The organism is Pseudomonas sp. F-14 TE3623, assembly GCF_053629015.1.
The window spans coordinates 1,333,608-1,349,415 of sequence record NZ_JBRJHM010000001.1 but is presented as its reverse complement, the minus strand read 5'-3'; the positions used below and the strand labels follow the sequence as shown (position 1 = coordinate 1,349,415).

The 15,808-nt window shown below is 58.8% G+C and carries 11 protein-coding genes and 2 tRNA genes; 2 read left to right on the top strand and 11 right to left on the bottom strand.

The window, feature by feature from the left end:
• Positions 1–78 precede the first annotated feature (78 nt).
• From AB7M29_RS06065 to rnr, 11 genes are all read right to left on the bottom strand, one after another.
• Positions 79–3,354, bottom strand: coding sequence for a transglutaminase family protein (locus AB7M29_RS06065; RefSeq protein ID WP_454246521.1), 3,276 nt, complete (start codon positions 3,352–3,354; stop codon positions 79–81).
• Between the two features lie 175 nt (positions 3,355–3,529).
• Positions 3,530–3,985 (bottom strand): hypothetical protein, encoded by a 456-nt coding sequence (locus AB7M29_RS06060; RefSeq protein ID WP_217855601.1) that lies wholly within the window; start codon positions 3,983–3,985, stop codon positions 3,530–3,532.
• The gene (locus AB7M29_RS06055) at positions 3,985–4,902 is read right to left on the bottom strand and encodes an NAD synthetase (protein WP_217855599.1); all 918 of its coding nucleotides are present in this window, start codon (positions 4,900–4,902) and stop codon (positions 3,985–3,987) included. The genes AB7M29_RS06060 and AB7M29_RS06055 overlap by 1 nt, the downstream gene beginning before the upstream one ends.
• A 214-nt stretch (positions 4,903–5,116) precedes the next feature.
• The gene (locus AB7M29_RS06050) at positions 5,117–7,420 is read right to left on the bottom strand and encodes a YgiQ family radical SAM protein (protein ID WP_454246520.1); all 2,304 of its coding nucleotides are present in this window, start codon (positions 7,418–7,420) and stop codon (positions 5,117–5,119) included.
• 205 nt (positions 7,421–7,625) lie between these two features.
• Positions 7,626–9,020: a replicative DNA helicase gene (dnaB, locus tag AB7M29_RS06045; protein ID WP_007902695.1), complete on the bottom strand. Its 1,395-nt coding sequence runs from the start codon at positions 9,018–9,020 to the stop codon at positions 7,626–7,628.
• A gap of 120 nt (positions 9,021–9,140) precedes the next feature.
• Positions 9,141–9,587 carry a 50S ribosomal protein L9 gene (gene rplI / locus AB7M29_RS06040; RefSeq protein WP_003197251.1) on the bottom strand — a complete coding sequence of 149 codons (447 nt, stop codon included), beginning with the start codon at positions 9,585–9,587 and terminating at the stop codon, positions 9,141–9,143.
• 19 nt (positions 9,588–9,606) lie between these two features.
• Positions 9,607–10,500: a YybS family protein gene (locus tag AB7M29_RS06035; protein WP_052965942.1), complete on the bottom strand. Its 894-nt coding sequence runs from the start codon at positions 10,498–10,500 to the stop codon at positions 9,607–9,609.
• Between the two features lie 36 nt (positions 10,501–10,536).
• Positions 10,537–10,767, bottom strand: coding sequence for a 30S ribosomal protein S18 (gene rpsR / locus AB7M29_RS06030; protein WP_002551829.1), 231 nt, complete (start codon positions 10,765–10,767; stop codon positions 10,537–10,539).
• Between the two features lie 28 nt (positions 10,768–10,795).
• Positions 10,796–11,218, bottom strand: coding sequence for a 30S ribosomal protein S6 (gene rpsF, locus AB7M29_RS06025; protein ID WP_095052890.1), 423 nt, complete (start codon positions 11,216–11,218; stop codon positions 10,796–10,798).
• Positions 11,219–11,536: 318 nt separating this feature from the next.
• Positions 11,537–12,298 (bottom strand): 23S rRNA (guanosine(2251)-2'-O)-methyltransferase RlmB, encoded by a 762-nt coding sequence (rlmB, locus tag AB7M29_RS06020; RefSeq protein ID WP_217855596.1) that lies wholly within the window; start codon positions 12,296–12,298, stop codon positions 11,537–11,539.
• Positions 12,295–14,931: a ribonuclease R gene (gene rnr / locus AB7M29_RS06015; protein WP_052965944.1), complete on the bottom strand. Its 2,637-nt coding sequence runs from the start codon at positions 14,929–14,931 to the stop codon at positions 12,295–12,297. The genes rlmB and rnr overlap by 4 nt, the downstream gene beginning before the upstream one ends.
• 226 nt (positions 14,932–15,157) lie before the next feature.
• Here rnr and AB7M29_RS06010 point away from each other — a divergent pair.
• Both AB7M29_RS06010 and AB7M29_RS06005 read left to right on the top strand, forming a co-directional pair.
• Positions 15,158–15,244, top strand: a tRNA-Leu gene (locus AB7M29_RS06010).
• 165 nt (positions 15,245–15,409) lie between these two features.
• A tRNA-Leu gene (locus AB7M29_RS06005) sits at positions 15,410–15,496 on the top strand.
• The last annotated feature ends 312 nt before the right edge of the window (positions 15,497–15,808 follow it).

Sequence of the window (15,808 nt, the reverse complement as noted above, 5' to 3'; positions counted from 1 at the left end):
GCAGACAGCAAAGAACGGTCAGACTAACGCAGGCTCATGACGCCCGGATATACGAAAAATCCGAGCGTCGCGTACGGTTTAGAAACGTCGCAAATCGAGAGTCATCGGTAGCTCGTCGTTAATTTCCAGATTCGGTATAGGAAGTTTCCCTGGCGTGTGTCCGAGACGGAAAAAACGCGCCATTCGCCGGCTCTCGGCCTCATTGGCGTTCACCGGCAGGCTGTCGTAGTTGCGCCCGCCCGGATGAGCGACGTGGTACTGACAACCGCCCAGCGAACGCCCCATCCAGGTGTCGAGCAAGTCGAACACCAGCGGCGCGTGGACCGGGATGGTCGGTTGCAGGCAGTTAGCCGGTTGCCAGGCGCGAAAGCGAACGCCGGCGACGAACTCACCGACCCGCCCCGTGGGTTGCAACGGCACCGGTATGCCGTTGCACGTCAGCAGATAACGCTGAGGCGGCAGGCCGCTGAGCTTGACCTGCAAACGCTCCAGCGACGAATCCACGTAACGCACCGTGCCACCTGCCGCGCCTTCCTCGCCGAGTACATGCCAAGGCTCCAGCGCCTGACGCAATTCCAGTTCAATGCCGCTGACGGCGTAGTCGCCGACCTTGGGAAAACGGAATTCCAGATGCGCCGCGAACCACTCGGCCCGCACGGGGTAACCGGCGGCATTGAGGTCGACGATGACATCGGCGAAATCCTGCTCGATAAAGTGCGGCAACAGGAACCGGTCATGTAGCTCTGTGCCCCAGCGCGCCAGTTTCGGCGGCGCATAAGGCTCACGCCAGAACCGCGCCACCAGCGCTCGCAGCAACAATTGCTGAGCCAGGCTCATGCGCGCATGGGGCGGCATTTCAAAGGCTCGCAGTTCCAGTAACCCGAGGCGCCCGGTGGCGCCGTCCGGCGAATAGAGTTTGTCGATGCAAAATTCGGCGCGGTGGGTGTTGCCGGTCACATCGATCAGCAAATTGCGCAGCAACCGATCCACCAGCCATGGTGGGCACTCCTCGCCCGGCTTCGGCATCTGTGCGAAGGCGATTTCCAGTTCATACAGCGAATCGTTGCGCGCTTCATCCACCCGTGGCGCCTGGGACGTCGGACCGATGAACAATCCGGAAAACAGGTAGGACAAGGACGGATGGTTATGCCAGTAGCTGATCAGGCTGCGCAGCAGATCGGGACGGCGCAGAAACGGTGAGTCCGCCGGGGTCGCGCCACCCAATACGAAATGGTTGCCGCCGCCGGTGCCGGTGTGCCGGCCGTCGATCATGAACTTCTCGGTGGTCAGTCGAGTCTGGCGCGCCTCTTCGTAAAGAAACTCGGTGCGCTCCACCAACTCATCCCAGGTGGCGGACGGCTGGACGTTGACCTCGATCACCCCCGGATCGGGAGTAATGCGGAAGTTGCTCAGGCGCGGATCACTCGGCGGTTCATAGCCTTCCAGCAACACCGGGCAATGCAATTCCTCGGCGGTGGCTTCGATGGCGGCGACCAGTTCCAGATAGTCCTCGACCCGCTCCAATGGCGGCATGAACAGGTACAACCGGCCTTCTCGCGCTTCGGCGCAGAATGCCGTGCGGGTCAGCCAGTCGGCGGACTCATCGATCTTTGGCGCACGCTCGTCGGCGGTTTGCGGTTGAGCGTGATTCTGTAGCTGGTCGGTGCCCGGCAGCTCAGGGAAATCCTGATTCGGGTCGACAGGATGAATGAACGGGTACTCCGCTGCCTTCACCCAGGGCTGCGAACCGAGTGGCAAACGATACCCCAGCGGCGAATCCCCCGGTACCAATCGGCAATGCTCTTCCCGCAGATACCAGCGACCGCTCTGCCATTGATCGCCCTTGGCGGTGCGCGCCAGCGGCAGGACCTGACCGATCACCTTGTCCAGGCCCTGACTGAAGACTTTGCGCAGACGCGCCCGCTCCAAAGGCTCTTCCAGCCGTGAGTCTTCGGCGCTGACGTTCTGCGGCAAAGCGCCTTCGCGCCAGAGGTAATAGAAATTGTCTTCGTAGGCCGGGAACACAAAGCGTGTCGGAATTTTCAGACGTTCGGCGACACTCGCCAGAAAACGCCCAGCCAGTTCGCCATCGGCGCCGTAGTCTTCCTGCTCATCAGCGATCAGCGCGCTGTTGTGCCAGATCGGTACGCCGTCGCGGCGCCAGTAGCAGTTCAGCGACCAGCGCGGCAGTTGTTCGCCGGGATACCACTTACCCTGACCGAAATGCACCAGCCCCTTGGGCGCGTAATGCTTGCGCATGCGCTGGAACAGTTCGGCCGACAGCCGACGCTTGTCCGGCCCGAGCGCCGCAGTGTTCCACTCGGCGCCGTCCGGGTCATCGATGGAAACGAAAGTCGGCTCACCGCCCATGGTCAGGCGCACGTCACCTTCGAGCAGGTCGGCATCGATCTGCCGGCCCAATGCCTGAATCGCCAGCCATTGGTCTTCGGTGTAGGGCTTCGTGACCCGCGGCGCTTCCCAAATCCGCTCGACCGACATCTCGTGGGTGAATTCGCACTCGCACGGTTCCACCAAGCCACTGATCGGTGCCGCAGAGGACGGATCAGGACTACAGGCCAACGGAATGTGTCCTTCACCGGCAAACAGCCCTGAAGTCGCGTCCAGGCCGATCCAGCCAGCACCGGGCAAATAGACCTCGCACCAGGCGTGCAGGTCAGTGAAGTCCACTTCGGTACCCGAGGGACCGTCGAGGCTTTTGACATCGGCAGTCAACTGAATCAGGTAACCGGATACGAAACGCGCCGCCAGGCCGAGGTTGCGCAGCAATTGCACTAGCAACCACGCCGAGTCGCGGCAGGAACCAGAGGCATGCTCGAGGGTGTGTTCCGGGGTCTGTACGCCCGGTTCCATGCGAATCAGGTAGCCGATGTCTTCGCTGAGGCGCAGGTTGAGCGCGACCAGGAAATCCACGCTCGGTAACGGCGTGCGATCGATGCCCTCCAGATAGGCCTTGAATTTCGGCGTCAGGGACAAAGTTTCCAGGTACGGCGCCAACTCTTTGCGCTCATCCGCGGCATAGGCGAAAGGGATCTTTTCGGCGTAGGGCTCGAGGAAGAAGTCGAACGGATTGAACACCGCCATCTCCGCCAGCAAGTCGACCTCGATCCGCAGCTCATCGGTTTTCTCCGGGAACACCAATCGCGCCAGGTAATTGCCTTGGGGGTCCTGCTGCCAGTTGATGAAATGCTGCTCGGGCGAGACTTTCAGCGCATAGGACAGTATCCGCGTGCGGCTGTGGGCAGCCGGGCGCAGGCGAACGATCTGCGGACCGAGCTCGACAGCGCGGTCGTAGCGGTAATGCGTGACGTGATGCAATGCGACATGAATCGACACGGCGTGCCTCCTGCGAGCCTGGACGTTATCGAAAGCGGCGCAAGACTTATGCCATGCAGGCAGGTCGGACCCTTTCTTCCGTTACTCAAGGCAGTAGAGCACTAAAAGCGCGCATTGCTCGCTTTCGTGTGCGAAGGAGCGCACATAAATGTGGCGGATCGATGAGCGAGTCGGATCAACGTTGCGTGCGCGATGCCTTGGAAGCTTGCCTGATCAACTCGCGCTGGCGGCGGATTTCAACCAGTTGGGTGCGCATTTCGCGGTGGCGTTTGCTATTAAGCAGTAGCAGACCCAGCATCGGAAATAACAACCCAGTCCCATAGGCGACGGGATGCGGCTTATAACCATAAGTGGGGAGGACTGTGAGGAAACACACCAAATAGAATACGACGATGGCCCGCACACCCCAGGACCGCCCCCTGATCATGACAAAGTGGCTCAACGCCAAGAGCAAAGACAGCACCAACGCCACAATAAACGAATACTTGCCCCGTTCAGGATCGCCTCGAAAGTAAGTACTTGAGACTAATGAAATCGAAGCAGAAAGAGCAAAACAAGCTAGAAAAAAGGCGCAGATAAAGGTCGGAAAATAGTGAGCAAGGAAAGCGTTCAATGAATACTTGCGATCCATTACTCAACCTCCTCATACAGACCAACAGCAATTGTTCGGAGGTTCCCAGCTAAGCTACTTCCTGTTAAGCCTATGGCCGCCCCCAGAGAGTCGCGAATCTGAGTGACCGTCGCGTGATTGATTTGAGTAGCTGTATAACGCTTTGCAAGCGCCCCCGAACGCTGGCGAAGCTTCAATAGTTTATTTGTCAGGCTCGGGTCTTTTAATGTTAACAATTCTTTGGTCAACGCCTTTCTTTGCTGACGGGTCAGACCTTTAGAAAGCTCGTACCAACTCCTGCCGGTCGAGACCTTCCTGGCCTGCAAGAGCCTCAGGGTGGTTAGAGTAGACGCACCGGCTCCCAGCAATGATGCAGCATCCAGTACCGGCATTGCATAGCGATACCAGTCCTCGCTGTCCATATCATCATTGGCTGATGGGTCGTTGAGTTCGTTGTACGTCCTCGTGCCTCCCACCACACACTGCGCAGTACTCGCGGCAGCAGCTGTTGCTCCAATTGCTGTTACAACCAAGCTGGCACCTGCTGTAAACGGAACTGCAATTGTGCCACTGAAAACCACGATCCAGCCCAGAATGGCACCGGCACAAGATAATGTCGTATTGACTGCCTCCCCCACTAAACGAGATTCACGTGAGTTGTTCTTTACCTGATCAGCAAACTGCGCAGGCGCAATGTACTTCTGCGCCTCGCGCAAAATGATTCGCTTGGGCCTGATACTGCAAATCGGCTTGAACTCGCGCAGGGTCACTACGTTGAATTCGGCGTCGATGTACACCACGCCCGCGCCGACGATTCCGGGATCGGCGTCGATGGCGGCGAACAGGCGTGGCAGGTTGATCTGGCTTTCGATGCGTTGGCGGGCCATGAACTGGGAGGGGCTGTAGTCCATGCCGATACCCGGTAAGGGGGTGCTCATGTGAATCGTCCTTGAAGATCGGGGGTTAGATCTTTATTGCCTGTGCCGCCGTCATCGCGGGCAAGCCCGGCTCCCGCAGGGTTTGGCGTCGTATAGGGAAATCGGTTTCCAGGGCCGCCATTGAAGTGCGCGCCACCTTAGCAAACAGGCCACACACTCGCTAGAAAACAAAACGCCAGCACTGAGGCTGGCGTTTTGCGATATGGCGCGGAAGTTAACGCGGCACGACTGGCTTGCGGGCCGGTTTTGGCCCCTTGCCTTTGGCCGCATCCTTGCGCTCCTTGGCCGCCTGCTGATTGCGGGCAAACGCCGCAGCCTTGGCCTGTTCACGCTTGTCCCACGGGTTACCGCCATCGCTGGCACGCGGTGGCAGGCCAGTGTGCTGGGTCAGGATCTTGGTGGTCTTTTCCCCTGTCACTTTGTGGCTGCCGGCCGGTGTCGAGTTCTTGCGACGGGCGCTCTGGTAGCTGTCGGTCGCCGGCTGATGCAGCGGGATCAACTGGTTCTTGCCCGGCCCGATCAGATCGGCGCGGCCCATGCGGGTCAGCGCTTCACGCAGCATCGGCCAGCCTTTCGGGTCGTGATAACGCAAGAACGCCTTGTGCAGGCGACGCTGTTCTTCGCTCTTGACGATGGTCACGGCGTCACTCTTGTAAGTGACCTTGCGCAACGGGTTCTTGCCCGAGTGGTACATCGCGGTAGCGGTAGCCATCGGCGACGGGTAGAACGCCTGCACCTGGTCGGCACGGAAACCGTTGCCCTTTAGCCACAGGGCCAGGTTCATCATGTCTTCGTCGGTGGTGCCCGGGTGAGCGGCGATGAAGTACGGAATCAGGTACTGCTCTTTCCCGGCTTCCTTGGTGTACTTCTCGAACATGCGCTTGAACTTGTCATAGCTGCCGATGCCCGGTTTCATCATCTGGTTGAGCGGACCTTCCTCGGTGTGTTCCGGGGCGATCTTCAGGTAACCACCAACGTGGTGAGTGACCAGCTCCTTGACGTATTCCGGCGACTCGACCGCGAGGTCGTAACGCAGGCCGGACGCGATCAGGATCTTCTTCACACCCGGCAAGGCACGGGCGCTGCGATAGAGCTGGATCAGCGACGAGTGATCGGTGTTGAGGTTTTCACAGATGCCCGGGAACACGCAGGACGGCTTGCGGCACGCGGATTCGATGACCGGGCTCTTGCAGGCAATGCGGTACATGTTCGCGGTCGGGCCGCCAAGGTCGGAGATCACCCCGGTGAAGCCTGGCACCTTGTCGCGGATCTCTTCGATTTCGCGAATGATCGACTCTTCGGAACGGTTCTGGATGATCCGGCCTTCGTGCTCGGTGATCGAGCAGAACGTACAGCCACCGAAGCAGCCGCGCATGATATTCACCGAGAAACGGATCATGTCGTAGGCAGGAATCTTTTCCTTGCCATACGCCGGGTGCGGAACCCGTGCGTAAGGCATGCCGAACACGTAGTCCATTTCTTCGGTGGTCATCGGAATCGGAGGCGGGTTGAACCAGACATCCACTTCGCCATGCTTCTGCACCAGCGCACGGGCATTGCCCGGGTTGGTTTCCAGGTGAAGCACGCGGTTGGCGTGGGCGTAGAGCACCGAGTCGCCCCGGACTTTTTCCATCGACGGCAAACGGATGACCGTTTTCTCGCGGGTGAGGCGCGGGTTCGGCAGCAATTGCACGATCTTCGCTTCGTTCGGGTCTTCCGACGGACCTTTTTCCTGCTCGATGGCGCAGGCTTGCGTGTCCTGGGTGTTCACGTACGGGTTGATGATCTTGTCGACCTTGCCCGGACGATCAATGCGCGTGGAGTCGATCTCGAACCAGTCTTTTGGCGTGTCACGACGAATGAACGCGGTGCCGCGCACATCGGTGATGTCTTCGATCTTGTGACCGAACGACAGACGCTGGGCGACTTCGACGATCGCACGCTCGGCGTTGCCGTAGAGCAGGATGTCGGCGCAAGCGTCGATCAGGATCGAGTTACGCACCCGGTCCTGCCAATAATCGTAGTGGGCGATGCGGCGCAGGGAGGCTTCGATGCCACCGAGCACGATCGGTACATTCTTGTAGGCTTCCTTGCAGCGCTGGCTATAAACCAGGCTCGCGCGGTCCGGACGTTTGCCCGCCAGGCCACCAGGGGTGTAGGCGTCATCGGAACGGATTTTCTTGTCGGCGGTGTAGCGGTTGATCATCGAGTCCATGTTGCCGGCCGCGACGCCGAAAAACAGGTTCGGCTCGCCGAGCTTCATGAAGTCGTCTTTGGACTGCCAGTTCGGCTGCGCAATGATCCCGACGCGGAAGCCCTGGGCCTCCAGCAGTCGGCCGATGATCGCCATGCCGAACGACGGGTGGTCGACGTAGGCATCACCGGTGACGATGATGATGTCGCAGGAATCCCAGCCAAGCTGATCCATCTCCTCCCTGCTCATCGGCAGGAATGGCGCTGGCCCGAAACATTCGGCCCAGTACTTGGGATAGTCAAATAACGGCTTGGCTGCTTGCATGTCGATAACCGGTGTTGGCTTTCATTGAATTTCGCGGGCGCGGAATATAGCACAAAATTTGATCAATTCCGACGGCTATGGTCGGAAATTGCGGCGACCCCATCGCGGGCAAGTCGAATCGTCCCACCGCCGCTCCCACAGGTTCGGTGTGATTCCTGTGGGAGCGGGCTTGCCCGCGATGGGGCCCTCTCAGGCGCGACACAACTTACTCGTCGTCGAAGTTGTAGCTGCCCGGCGCCAGATTTTCGAAGCGGGTGTACTTACCGATGAACGCCAGTCGTGACGTGCCGATCGGGCCGTTCCGCTGCTTACCGATGATGATCTCGGCGATGCCTTTATGCTCGGTTTCCGGGTGGTACACCTCATCCCGGTACACGAACATGATCACGTCAGCATCCTGCTCGATCGCTCCGGATTCCCGCAAGTCGGAGTTGATCGGGCGTTTGTTCGGTCGTTGCTCCAGGGAGCGGTTGAGCTGGGACAGCGCCACCACCGGGCAGTTGAATTCCTTGGCCAGGGCCTTCAAGGAACGGGAGATCTCGGAAATCTCGTTGGTCCGGTTGTCGCCGCCGGAACCTGGGATCTGCATCAACTGCAGGTAGTCGATCATGATCAGGGCAATGTCGCCGTGTTCACGCACCAGACGCCGGGTCCGCGCACGCATCTCCGACGGGCTGATACCGGCCGTGTCGTCGATGAACAGCTTGCGATCGTTCAGCAGATTGACCGCCGAGGTCAGGCGCGGCCAATCGTCGTCGTCCAGGCGACCGGCCCGGACTTTGGTCTGGTCGATACGCCCAAGGGACGAAAGCATACGCATGATCAGCGATTCGCCTGGCATCTCCAGCGAGTAAACCAGTACGCACTTGTCGCTGCGCAACACGGCGTTTTCCACCAGGTTCATTGCAAAGGTGGTTTTACCCATGGACGGACGGCCGGCGACGATGATCAGGTCGGAAGGCTGCAAGCCGCTGGTCTTCTCGTCGAGGTCGGTGTAACCGGTGGACAGGCCAGTGATGGCGTTGTCGGTGTTGAACAAGGTATCGATACGGTCGATAGCCTTGGTTAGCAGGTCATTCACGCTCACCGGGCCGCCGGTTTTTGGCCGGGCCTCGGCGATCTGGAAGATCTGCCGCTCAGCTTCGTCGAGAATCTCTTCAGCCGTGCGGCCTTCCGGATTGAAAGCGCTGTCAGCAATTTCGGTGGCAATGCCGATCAACTGCCGCAACGTCGCCCGTGCACGAACGATTTGCGCATAGGCCTTGATGTTGGCGACGGACGGCGTGTTTTTCGCCAGCTCACCAAGGTAACCGAGGCCACCGACCTGGGACGTCTGACCTTCCTTGTCCAATTGCTCGGCAAGGGTCACGACGTCGATCGGGGAGTTCTGATCGGCCAGTTTGGCGATCGCACGGAAGATCAAACGGTGGTCATGACGATAGAAATCGCCGTCCGAGACCTGATCGAGCACACGTTCCCAGGCGTTGTTGTCCAGCATCAAACCACCGAGCACGGCCTGTTCGGCCTCGATGGAATGCGGCGGCACCTTCAGGGCAGCGGTTTGCAGATCGTATTGCTCGGGAGCGGAGATATCGTTCATGGCCACTTGGTTTATTTAATAAAAGCAGGGGTTTCAGAAAGACAAAGGGCACGACCTGTAAACAGGATCGTGCCCGATGTTACCGGCAAGCACCCGAGGGTGCCAGCCGACAAGTGCTGCTTAAGCTGCTACCACGACAACGCGTACGGTGGCTTCAACTTCGGCGTGCAGGTGCACGGCTACGTCGAATTCGCCTACGTTGCGGATGGTGCCGTTCGGCAGACGAACTTCGCTTTTTGCAACTTCAACGCCAGAGGCGGTCAGTGCATCAGCGATATCGTGGGTGCCGATCGAACCGAACAGCTTGCCTTCGTCACCAGCGGTGGCAGTGATAGTCACTTCCAGCTCAGCCAGTTGGGCGGCACGGCTTTCAGCCGAAGTTTTACGGTCTGCTGCGGCTTTTTCCAGCTCAGCGCGACGCTCTTCGAACGCAGCCAGGTTGGCAGCGGTCGCAGCGGTAGCTTTGCCGTAAGGCAGCAGGTAGTTACGACCGTAACCAGCCTTAACGTTCACTTTGTCACCCAGGTTGCCCAGGTTGGTGACTTTTTCCAGAAGGATCAGTTGCATGTGAAAATCCTCTTAACTTTTAACCTTCACCGTTCGCGTTATCGGCATCTTTCGGTGCCGAACGACCGCGAAAATCAATCAGGCTGTCGACGATGGCCAAGACCACCAGCAACGGATAGATCAGCTGCATGAACAGCAACAGCGTGACGTACAACCCCACCAGCCAGAATTTGGCCAGTCGCTTTTGCGCCACCAGCCCGTGAATCAGGGCCAGCCCGGCGAACACCAGCGGTACGCTGCACAACGGTGTCAACATGGCCATCTGCGAGCCTAAGTTAGGCCCCAGAAGCATCAACACCAGCAGCAACATCGCCGGTAAAAGCGGGATTCGGATGGCGCGAAACTCGCGACCAAAACCACCCGGGTTGTACAACAACGCCTGCCAGTAGCGCCCGACAATCAGGCTCAGCACACTGACGATTTGCAACAAAGCCGCAATCAGGCCGGTCAGGACCGGTGCAATCAGGGACGCGAAACGCGCTTGCTCGTCTACCGACAATTGCTGGTAGACATCACCGAGTAGCGACGGCATGACTTTTATCAAAGCCTGCGCCAGCATCTCGATCTGGGGCGCAAAAGCCGCCCCCAGCACCACTGAAAACACCAATCCCATCGCTATGCTGACCAGCAGCACGCGGTTCCAGGACTCGCTTGCGCGCAAAACCAACGCAAGGCTCGAAGACCCCAGCAGCACCAGAAGTGCCCGTGGGTCGTCGGAGTAAAGCCACCAGACCAACGCCGGCAGCAGTCCCAGAGCAAGAACGCCCAAGGCGTCCTTCAATCCGCGCCGCAGGAGCACAAGGCATCCGGCGGCAGCACCCAACCAATACAACAACGGCAGCGTTGCGCATCCAGCCACTACCAGAGTGGCCTGCATACGGCCGCGCATGATGAACTCAGCTAAGGCGCGCATGCATTCAATCCTTTGCTACGTGTCGACTGCCCGGTCTCAGCGGCCGTGGCTGTCGGTGTAGGCCAGCAGGGCCAGGAAGCGGGCGCGCTTGATAGCGGTGGCCAGCTGACGCTGATAACGAGCTTTGGTACCGGTGATGCGGCTTGGAACGATTTTGCCGGTCTCGGATACGTAAGCTTTCAGAGTGTTGAGATCTTTGTAATCGATCTCTTTCACGTCTTCAGCGGTGAAGCGGCAGAATTTACGACGACGGAAGAAACGTGCCATGTAATAGGCTCCTCAAAAGGTCCGTGGATTACTCGTCAGCGTTATCGCTGGCGTCGCTGTCATCACCATCAACGCTATCAGCGTCGGAGTGCTCAGGACGGTCGCGACGCTCACGGCGCTCACTGCGGTTTTCTTCAGCCTTGAGCATCTCGGATTGGCCGGTAACGGCTTCTTCGCGACGGATGACCAGGTTACGGATCACTGCATCGTTGTAGCGGAAGTTGTCTTCCAGCTCGGCCAGGGCCTTGCCAGTGCACTCAACGTTCAGCATCACGTAGTGAGCCTTGTGAACATTGTTGATTGCGTAGGCCAGTTGACGACGGCCCCAATCTTCCAGACGGTGGATTTTGCCGCCGTCTTCTTCGATCAGCTTGGTGTAACGCTCAACCATGCCGCCGACTTGCTCGCTTTGATCCGGGTGGACCAAAAAGATGATTTCGTAATGACGCATGAATGCTCCTTACGGGTTGTAGCCTGCCGCTCAAAAGCGGTCAGACAAGGAGTGAATGACACTTATGGACTTGCTTGCGATAGACACATGCGTGCCTGCCGTCACAGCAAGGGGCGCAATTGTAGAGAAGGGACAGAAGAGGCGCAAGGCAATTGGTGATTATTTGAACAGTCCGCTCAACTCACCAATCCTTGCCATGACGCAGAACCAATGTGGGAGCGGGCTTGCTCGCGAAAGCAGTATGTCATTCAGCAAAAGTGTTGAATGTCAGACCGTATTCGCGAGCAAGCCCGCTCCCACACTTGGATCGTGTCCGGATCAGGACTTTTTGGTGGCAGCTTTGACGCCGCGCTGGCGCAAGGCCTCGAACAGACAAACGCCAGTCGCTACCGAAACGTTGAGACTGCTGACACTGCCCGCCATTGGCAGACGCACCAGGTAGTCGCAAAGATCGCGAGTCAGGCGGCGCATTCCGCTGCCTTCCGCGCCCATGATCAGGATGGTCGGGCCGGTCAGGTCTTGCTGATACAACTCCTGCTCAGCCTCACCCGCCGTGCCGACAACCCACAAGCCACGCTGCTTGAGTTTTTCCAGGGTGCGCGCCAGGTTGGTCACCGCCACCAACGGAATCACTTCCGCCGCGCCGCAGGCGACTTTACGCACTGTCGGGGTCAGGGTGGCTGACTTGTCCTTTGGCACGATCACCGCCAGCGCACCGGCCGCATCGGCCGAACGCAGGCAAGCGCCGAGGTTGTGCGGATCGGTCACGCCGTCGAGCACCAGCAGCAGCGGTGCGCCTTCGGTACGATCGAGCAATTCGTCGAGCATCGCTTCGCCCCAGACCTGACTCGGACTAACGTCCGCGACCACGCCCTGGTGCACGCCTTCTACCCACGCATCCAGCTCACGACGCTCAGCCTGACCGACCGCTACGCGATTTTCGGCAGCGAGTGCGATCAGCGTCTGCACCCGCGGATCACTGCGGCCTTCAGCCAGCCAGATCTGCTTGACGCGTTTTGGATGGTGACGCAGCAACGCTTCTACAGCGTGCACGCCATAGATCTTTTCCAACTGACTCATGACTTGGCCTTAGGTTTACGCGCCCCGCCGCTTCTGGCGGCTGGAGCGGAACCCGCTTTTGGCGGGCCTTTACGGTGTTTGCTCGGTTTTGCTGGCTTGCCGCCGGAGGCCTTCTCAGGCGCCGACCGCCCGGTCTTTCCCCCAGACGCCGCTTTACCGCCGCTTTTCGCTTCAGACAACAACGCCTGCTTCAGTTCACGGCTTTTGCGCAACTCGGCATTTTTTGCCGCGGCATCGCTAGGGCGATAGGCTTCGACAGCCTTTTCCTTGGCAGGACGACGGCCGGTTTTCGCCGGTGCCGGCTCTGCAGCAGATTTGGTAGCGCCAGCAGGAGCAGCAGTTTCAGCCCCACGCTTCTTGCGGCCGATCGGCGCGCTGATGGTTTTTTCAGCCATCTCGAAGTCGATCTTGCGCTCGTCGAGGTCGACGCGCATGACGCGCACTTCAACCGTGTCGCCAAGGCGGAAGCTGCGACCGGTACGTTCACCGGCGAGGCGGTGGTGTACTGGATCGAAGTGGTAGTAATCGCCCGGCAGCGCGGTGACGTGCACCAGGCCTTCGACGTAAATATCGGTCAGTTCGACGAACAAACCGAAACCGGTCACGGCGGTGATCACACCCGGGAACGATTCGCCCACGCGGTCTTTCATGAACTCGCACTTGAGCCAGTTCACTACGTCGCGGGTCGCTTCGTCGGCACGGCGCTCGCTCATCGAGCACTGCTCGCCGAGCTGCTCCAGGATCGCTTCGTCGTACGGATAGATGCGCGCTTTCGGAATGATCATCGCGCCGGCACGGCGAACGTGCGGGGTGTCCATTTTCGAATGGATGACGCTGCGAATCGCCCGGTGCGTGAGCAAGTCCGGGTAGCGGCGAATCGGCGAAGTGAAGTGGGTATAGGCTTCGTAATTCAGGCCGAAGTGGCCCTGGTTATCAGCGCTGTACACCGCTTGGCTCAACGAACGCAGCATGACGGTCTGGATCAGGTGGAAATCCGGACGGTCCTTGATGCTGGCCAGCAAAGCCTGGTAATCCTTCGGCGACGGACCATCCTTGCCTTTGTGCAGGGACAGACCGAGCTCGCCAAGGAAGGCGCGCAGTTTTTCCAGACGCTCCGGTGGCGGGCCGTCATGGACACGATACAACGCTGGGATTTCGTGCTTTTTCAGGAATTCGGCAGTGGCCACGTTGGCCGCCAGCATGCATTCCTCGATCAGCTTGTGGGCGTCGTTGCGAACGGTTGGACGGATTTCGGCAATCTTGCGCTCGGAACCGAAGATGATCCGGGTTTCCTGCGTTTCGAAATCGATCGCGCCGCGCACGTGACGGGCCGCCAGCAGAACCTTGTACAGCGCGTACAGCTGCTTGAGGTGCGGCAGAACGTCGGTGTATTCACCACGAAGCTGACGCCCTTCGGTAGCTTTCGGCGTCTCCAGCATGGCGCTGACCTTGTTGTAGGTCAGGCGAGCGTGAGAGTGAATCACCGCTTCGTAGAAGCAGTAGTCGGTCATCTCGCCGGATTTGGAGATAGTCATCTCGCAGACCATGGCCAGGCGATCGACGTGCGGGTTCAACGAGCACAGACCGTTGGACAGCTGTTCAGGCAGCATCGGCACGACGCGCTCGGGGAAGTACACCGAGTTGCCACGAACCTGGGATTCGTTATCCAGTGCCGAACCGATTTTCACGTAGCTGGAAACGTCGGCAATCGCCACGTACAACTTCCAGCCACCGGAGAACAGGCGCAGCTTGCCCGGTTTGGCTTCGCAGTAGACCGCGTCATCGAAGTCGCGCGCATCTTCACCGTCGATGGTCACGAACGGCAGATGGCGCAGGTCGATGCGCTTCTCTTTGTCTTTCTCTTCGACTTCCGGCTTGAGCTTGGCGGCTTCTTTGAGCACCGCTTCAGGCCAGACATGAGGAATATCGTAGGTGCGCAGGGCGACATCGATTTCCATGCCCGGCGCCATGTAGTTACCCACGACTTCGACCACGTCGCCTTGCGGCTGGAAGCGTGGCGTCGGCCAGTGGGTGATCTTCACTTCGACGAACTGACCGATCTGGGCGTTGGCGTTGCGGCCCGGCGTCACCAGCACTTCTTGCTGGATCTTCGGATTGTCCGCGACGACAAAACCGATACCGCCCTCTTCGAAGTAACGACCGACGATAGTCTCGTGGGCACGGGACACCACTTCAACGATCATGCCTTCGCGGCGACCGCGACGGTCGAGGCCGGAAACACGGGCCAGGGCACGGTCGCCATCGAACACCAGGCGCATTTGCCCCGGGCTCATGAACAGGTCGTCACTGCCGTCGTCCGGGACCAGGAAGCCGAAGCCGTCACGGTGACCGCTGATGCGGCCCAGGATCAGGTCGAGCTTGTCCACCGGCGCATAAGTGCCGCGACGGGTATAGATGAGTTGAGCGTCGCGCTCCATGGCGCGCAGGCGGCGACGCAGGGCTTCGATCTGGTCTTCTGTGGTCAGACCAAACTCTTCGACCAGCTGCTCGCGGTTAGCAGGCGAACCTCGATCAGCAAGGTGCTGAAGGATCAGTTCGCGGCTAGGAATAGGGTTTTCATATTTTTCCGCTTCACGAGCGGCCTCGGGATCGAGGGACTGCCAATCGGCCATTAGAGAGTTTTCACCTTGTCTATATGCGGGTTAGTTTGGCATAGGCGTAATGAAACGGGAAATTTCAGGCTATGACAGCCCATCTAAAGCCCTTTATCGACATCGCAAAGCTGATTTGAATACCACTGGAGAAATTTTCCAGGTTTTTTCTATTCCGGGGGTTTACAGTTAAAAAGACGCTCCGTATAGTGCGCGCCATCGACGACGCACACGCGCTGCCGATACTGCCCAGATGGTGAAATTGGTAGACACGCCAGCTTCAGGTGCTGGTGACCGCAAGGTCGTGGAAGTTCGAGTCTTCTTCTGGGCACCAATTTCGAGCTTGAGATTAGAACAATTTCAAGGCTCACACAAAAACCCGCGAAAGCGGGTTTTTGCATTTTAAGCTTCCGATTTATTAAAACTAAATCAGGGGTTTACAGATCAAAATGCTCTCCGTATAGTGCGCCACATCAACAGCGGCAACGCTGAAGATTATGCCCAGATGGTGAAATTGGTAGACACGCCAGCTTCAGGTGCTGGTGACCGCAAGGTCGTGGAAGTTCGAGTCTTCTTCTGGGCACCAATTCAAATTCAAGGTCACGATCTTGAATTTCACAGAAACCCGCGAAAGCGGGTTTTTGCGTTTCTGGCTTTCGAAAACCCCAAGCCATTACTTCCCCGTGGCGAGGGGGCTTGCCCCCGCTGGGTCGCGAAGCGGCCCTCATCACTCGTTAGTCATACCGCAATTTCAGGATTACGACTGCTTCGCAGCCGAACGGGAGCAAGCTCCCTCGCCACAAAAACTCGCCCCTGCCCCTCTAGCAAATACTCCTCAAACCCGCAAGACGCACATGAGAAACAATATCGTTTATCATTGTTACAAGATTTTGCAATG

Coding starts and splice junctions, on each gene's coding strand:
- AB7M29_RS06060 (WP_217855601.1), bottom strand. CDS start 3,985: ATGGATCGCAAGTATTCATTGAACGCTTTCCTTGCTCACTATTTTCCG.
- AB7M29_RS06055 (WP_217855599.1), bottom strand. CDS start 4,902: ATGAGCACCCCCTTACCGGGTATCGGCATGGACTACAGCCCCTCCCAG.
- AB7M29_RS06050 (WP_454246520.1), bottom strand. CDS start 7,420: ATGCAAGCAGCCAAGCCGTTATTTGACTATCCCAAGTACTGGGCCGAA.
- dnaB (WP_007902695.1), bottom strand. CDS start 9,020: ATGAACGATATCTCCGCTCCCGAGCAATACGATCTGCAAACCGCTGCC.
- rplI (WP_003197251.1), bottom strand. CDS start 9,587: ATGCAACTGATCCTTCTGGAAAAAGTCACCAACCTGGGCAACCTGGGT.
- AB7M29_RS06035 (WP_052965942.1), bottom strand. CDS start 10,500: ATGCGCGCCTTAGCTGAGTTCATCATGCGCGGCCGTATGCAGGCCACT.
- rpsR (WP_002551829.1), bottom strand. CDS start 10,767: ATGGCACGTTTCTTCCGTCGTCGTAAATTCTGCCGCTTCACCGCTGAA.
- rpsF (WP_095052890.1), bottom strand. CDS start 11,218: ATGCGTCATTACGAAATCATCTTTTTGGTCCACCCGGATCAAAGCGAG.
- rlmB (WP_217855596.1), bottom strand. CDS start 12,298: ATGAGTCAGTTGGAAAAGATCTATGGCGTGCACGCTGTAGAAGCGTTG.
- rnr (WP_052965944.1), bottom strand. CDS start 14,931: ATGGCCGATTGGCAGTCCCTCGATCCCGAGGCCGCTCGTGAAGCGGAA.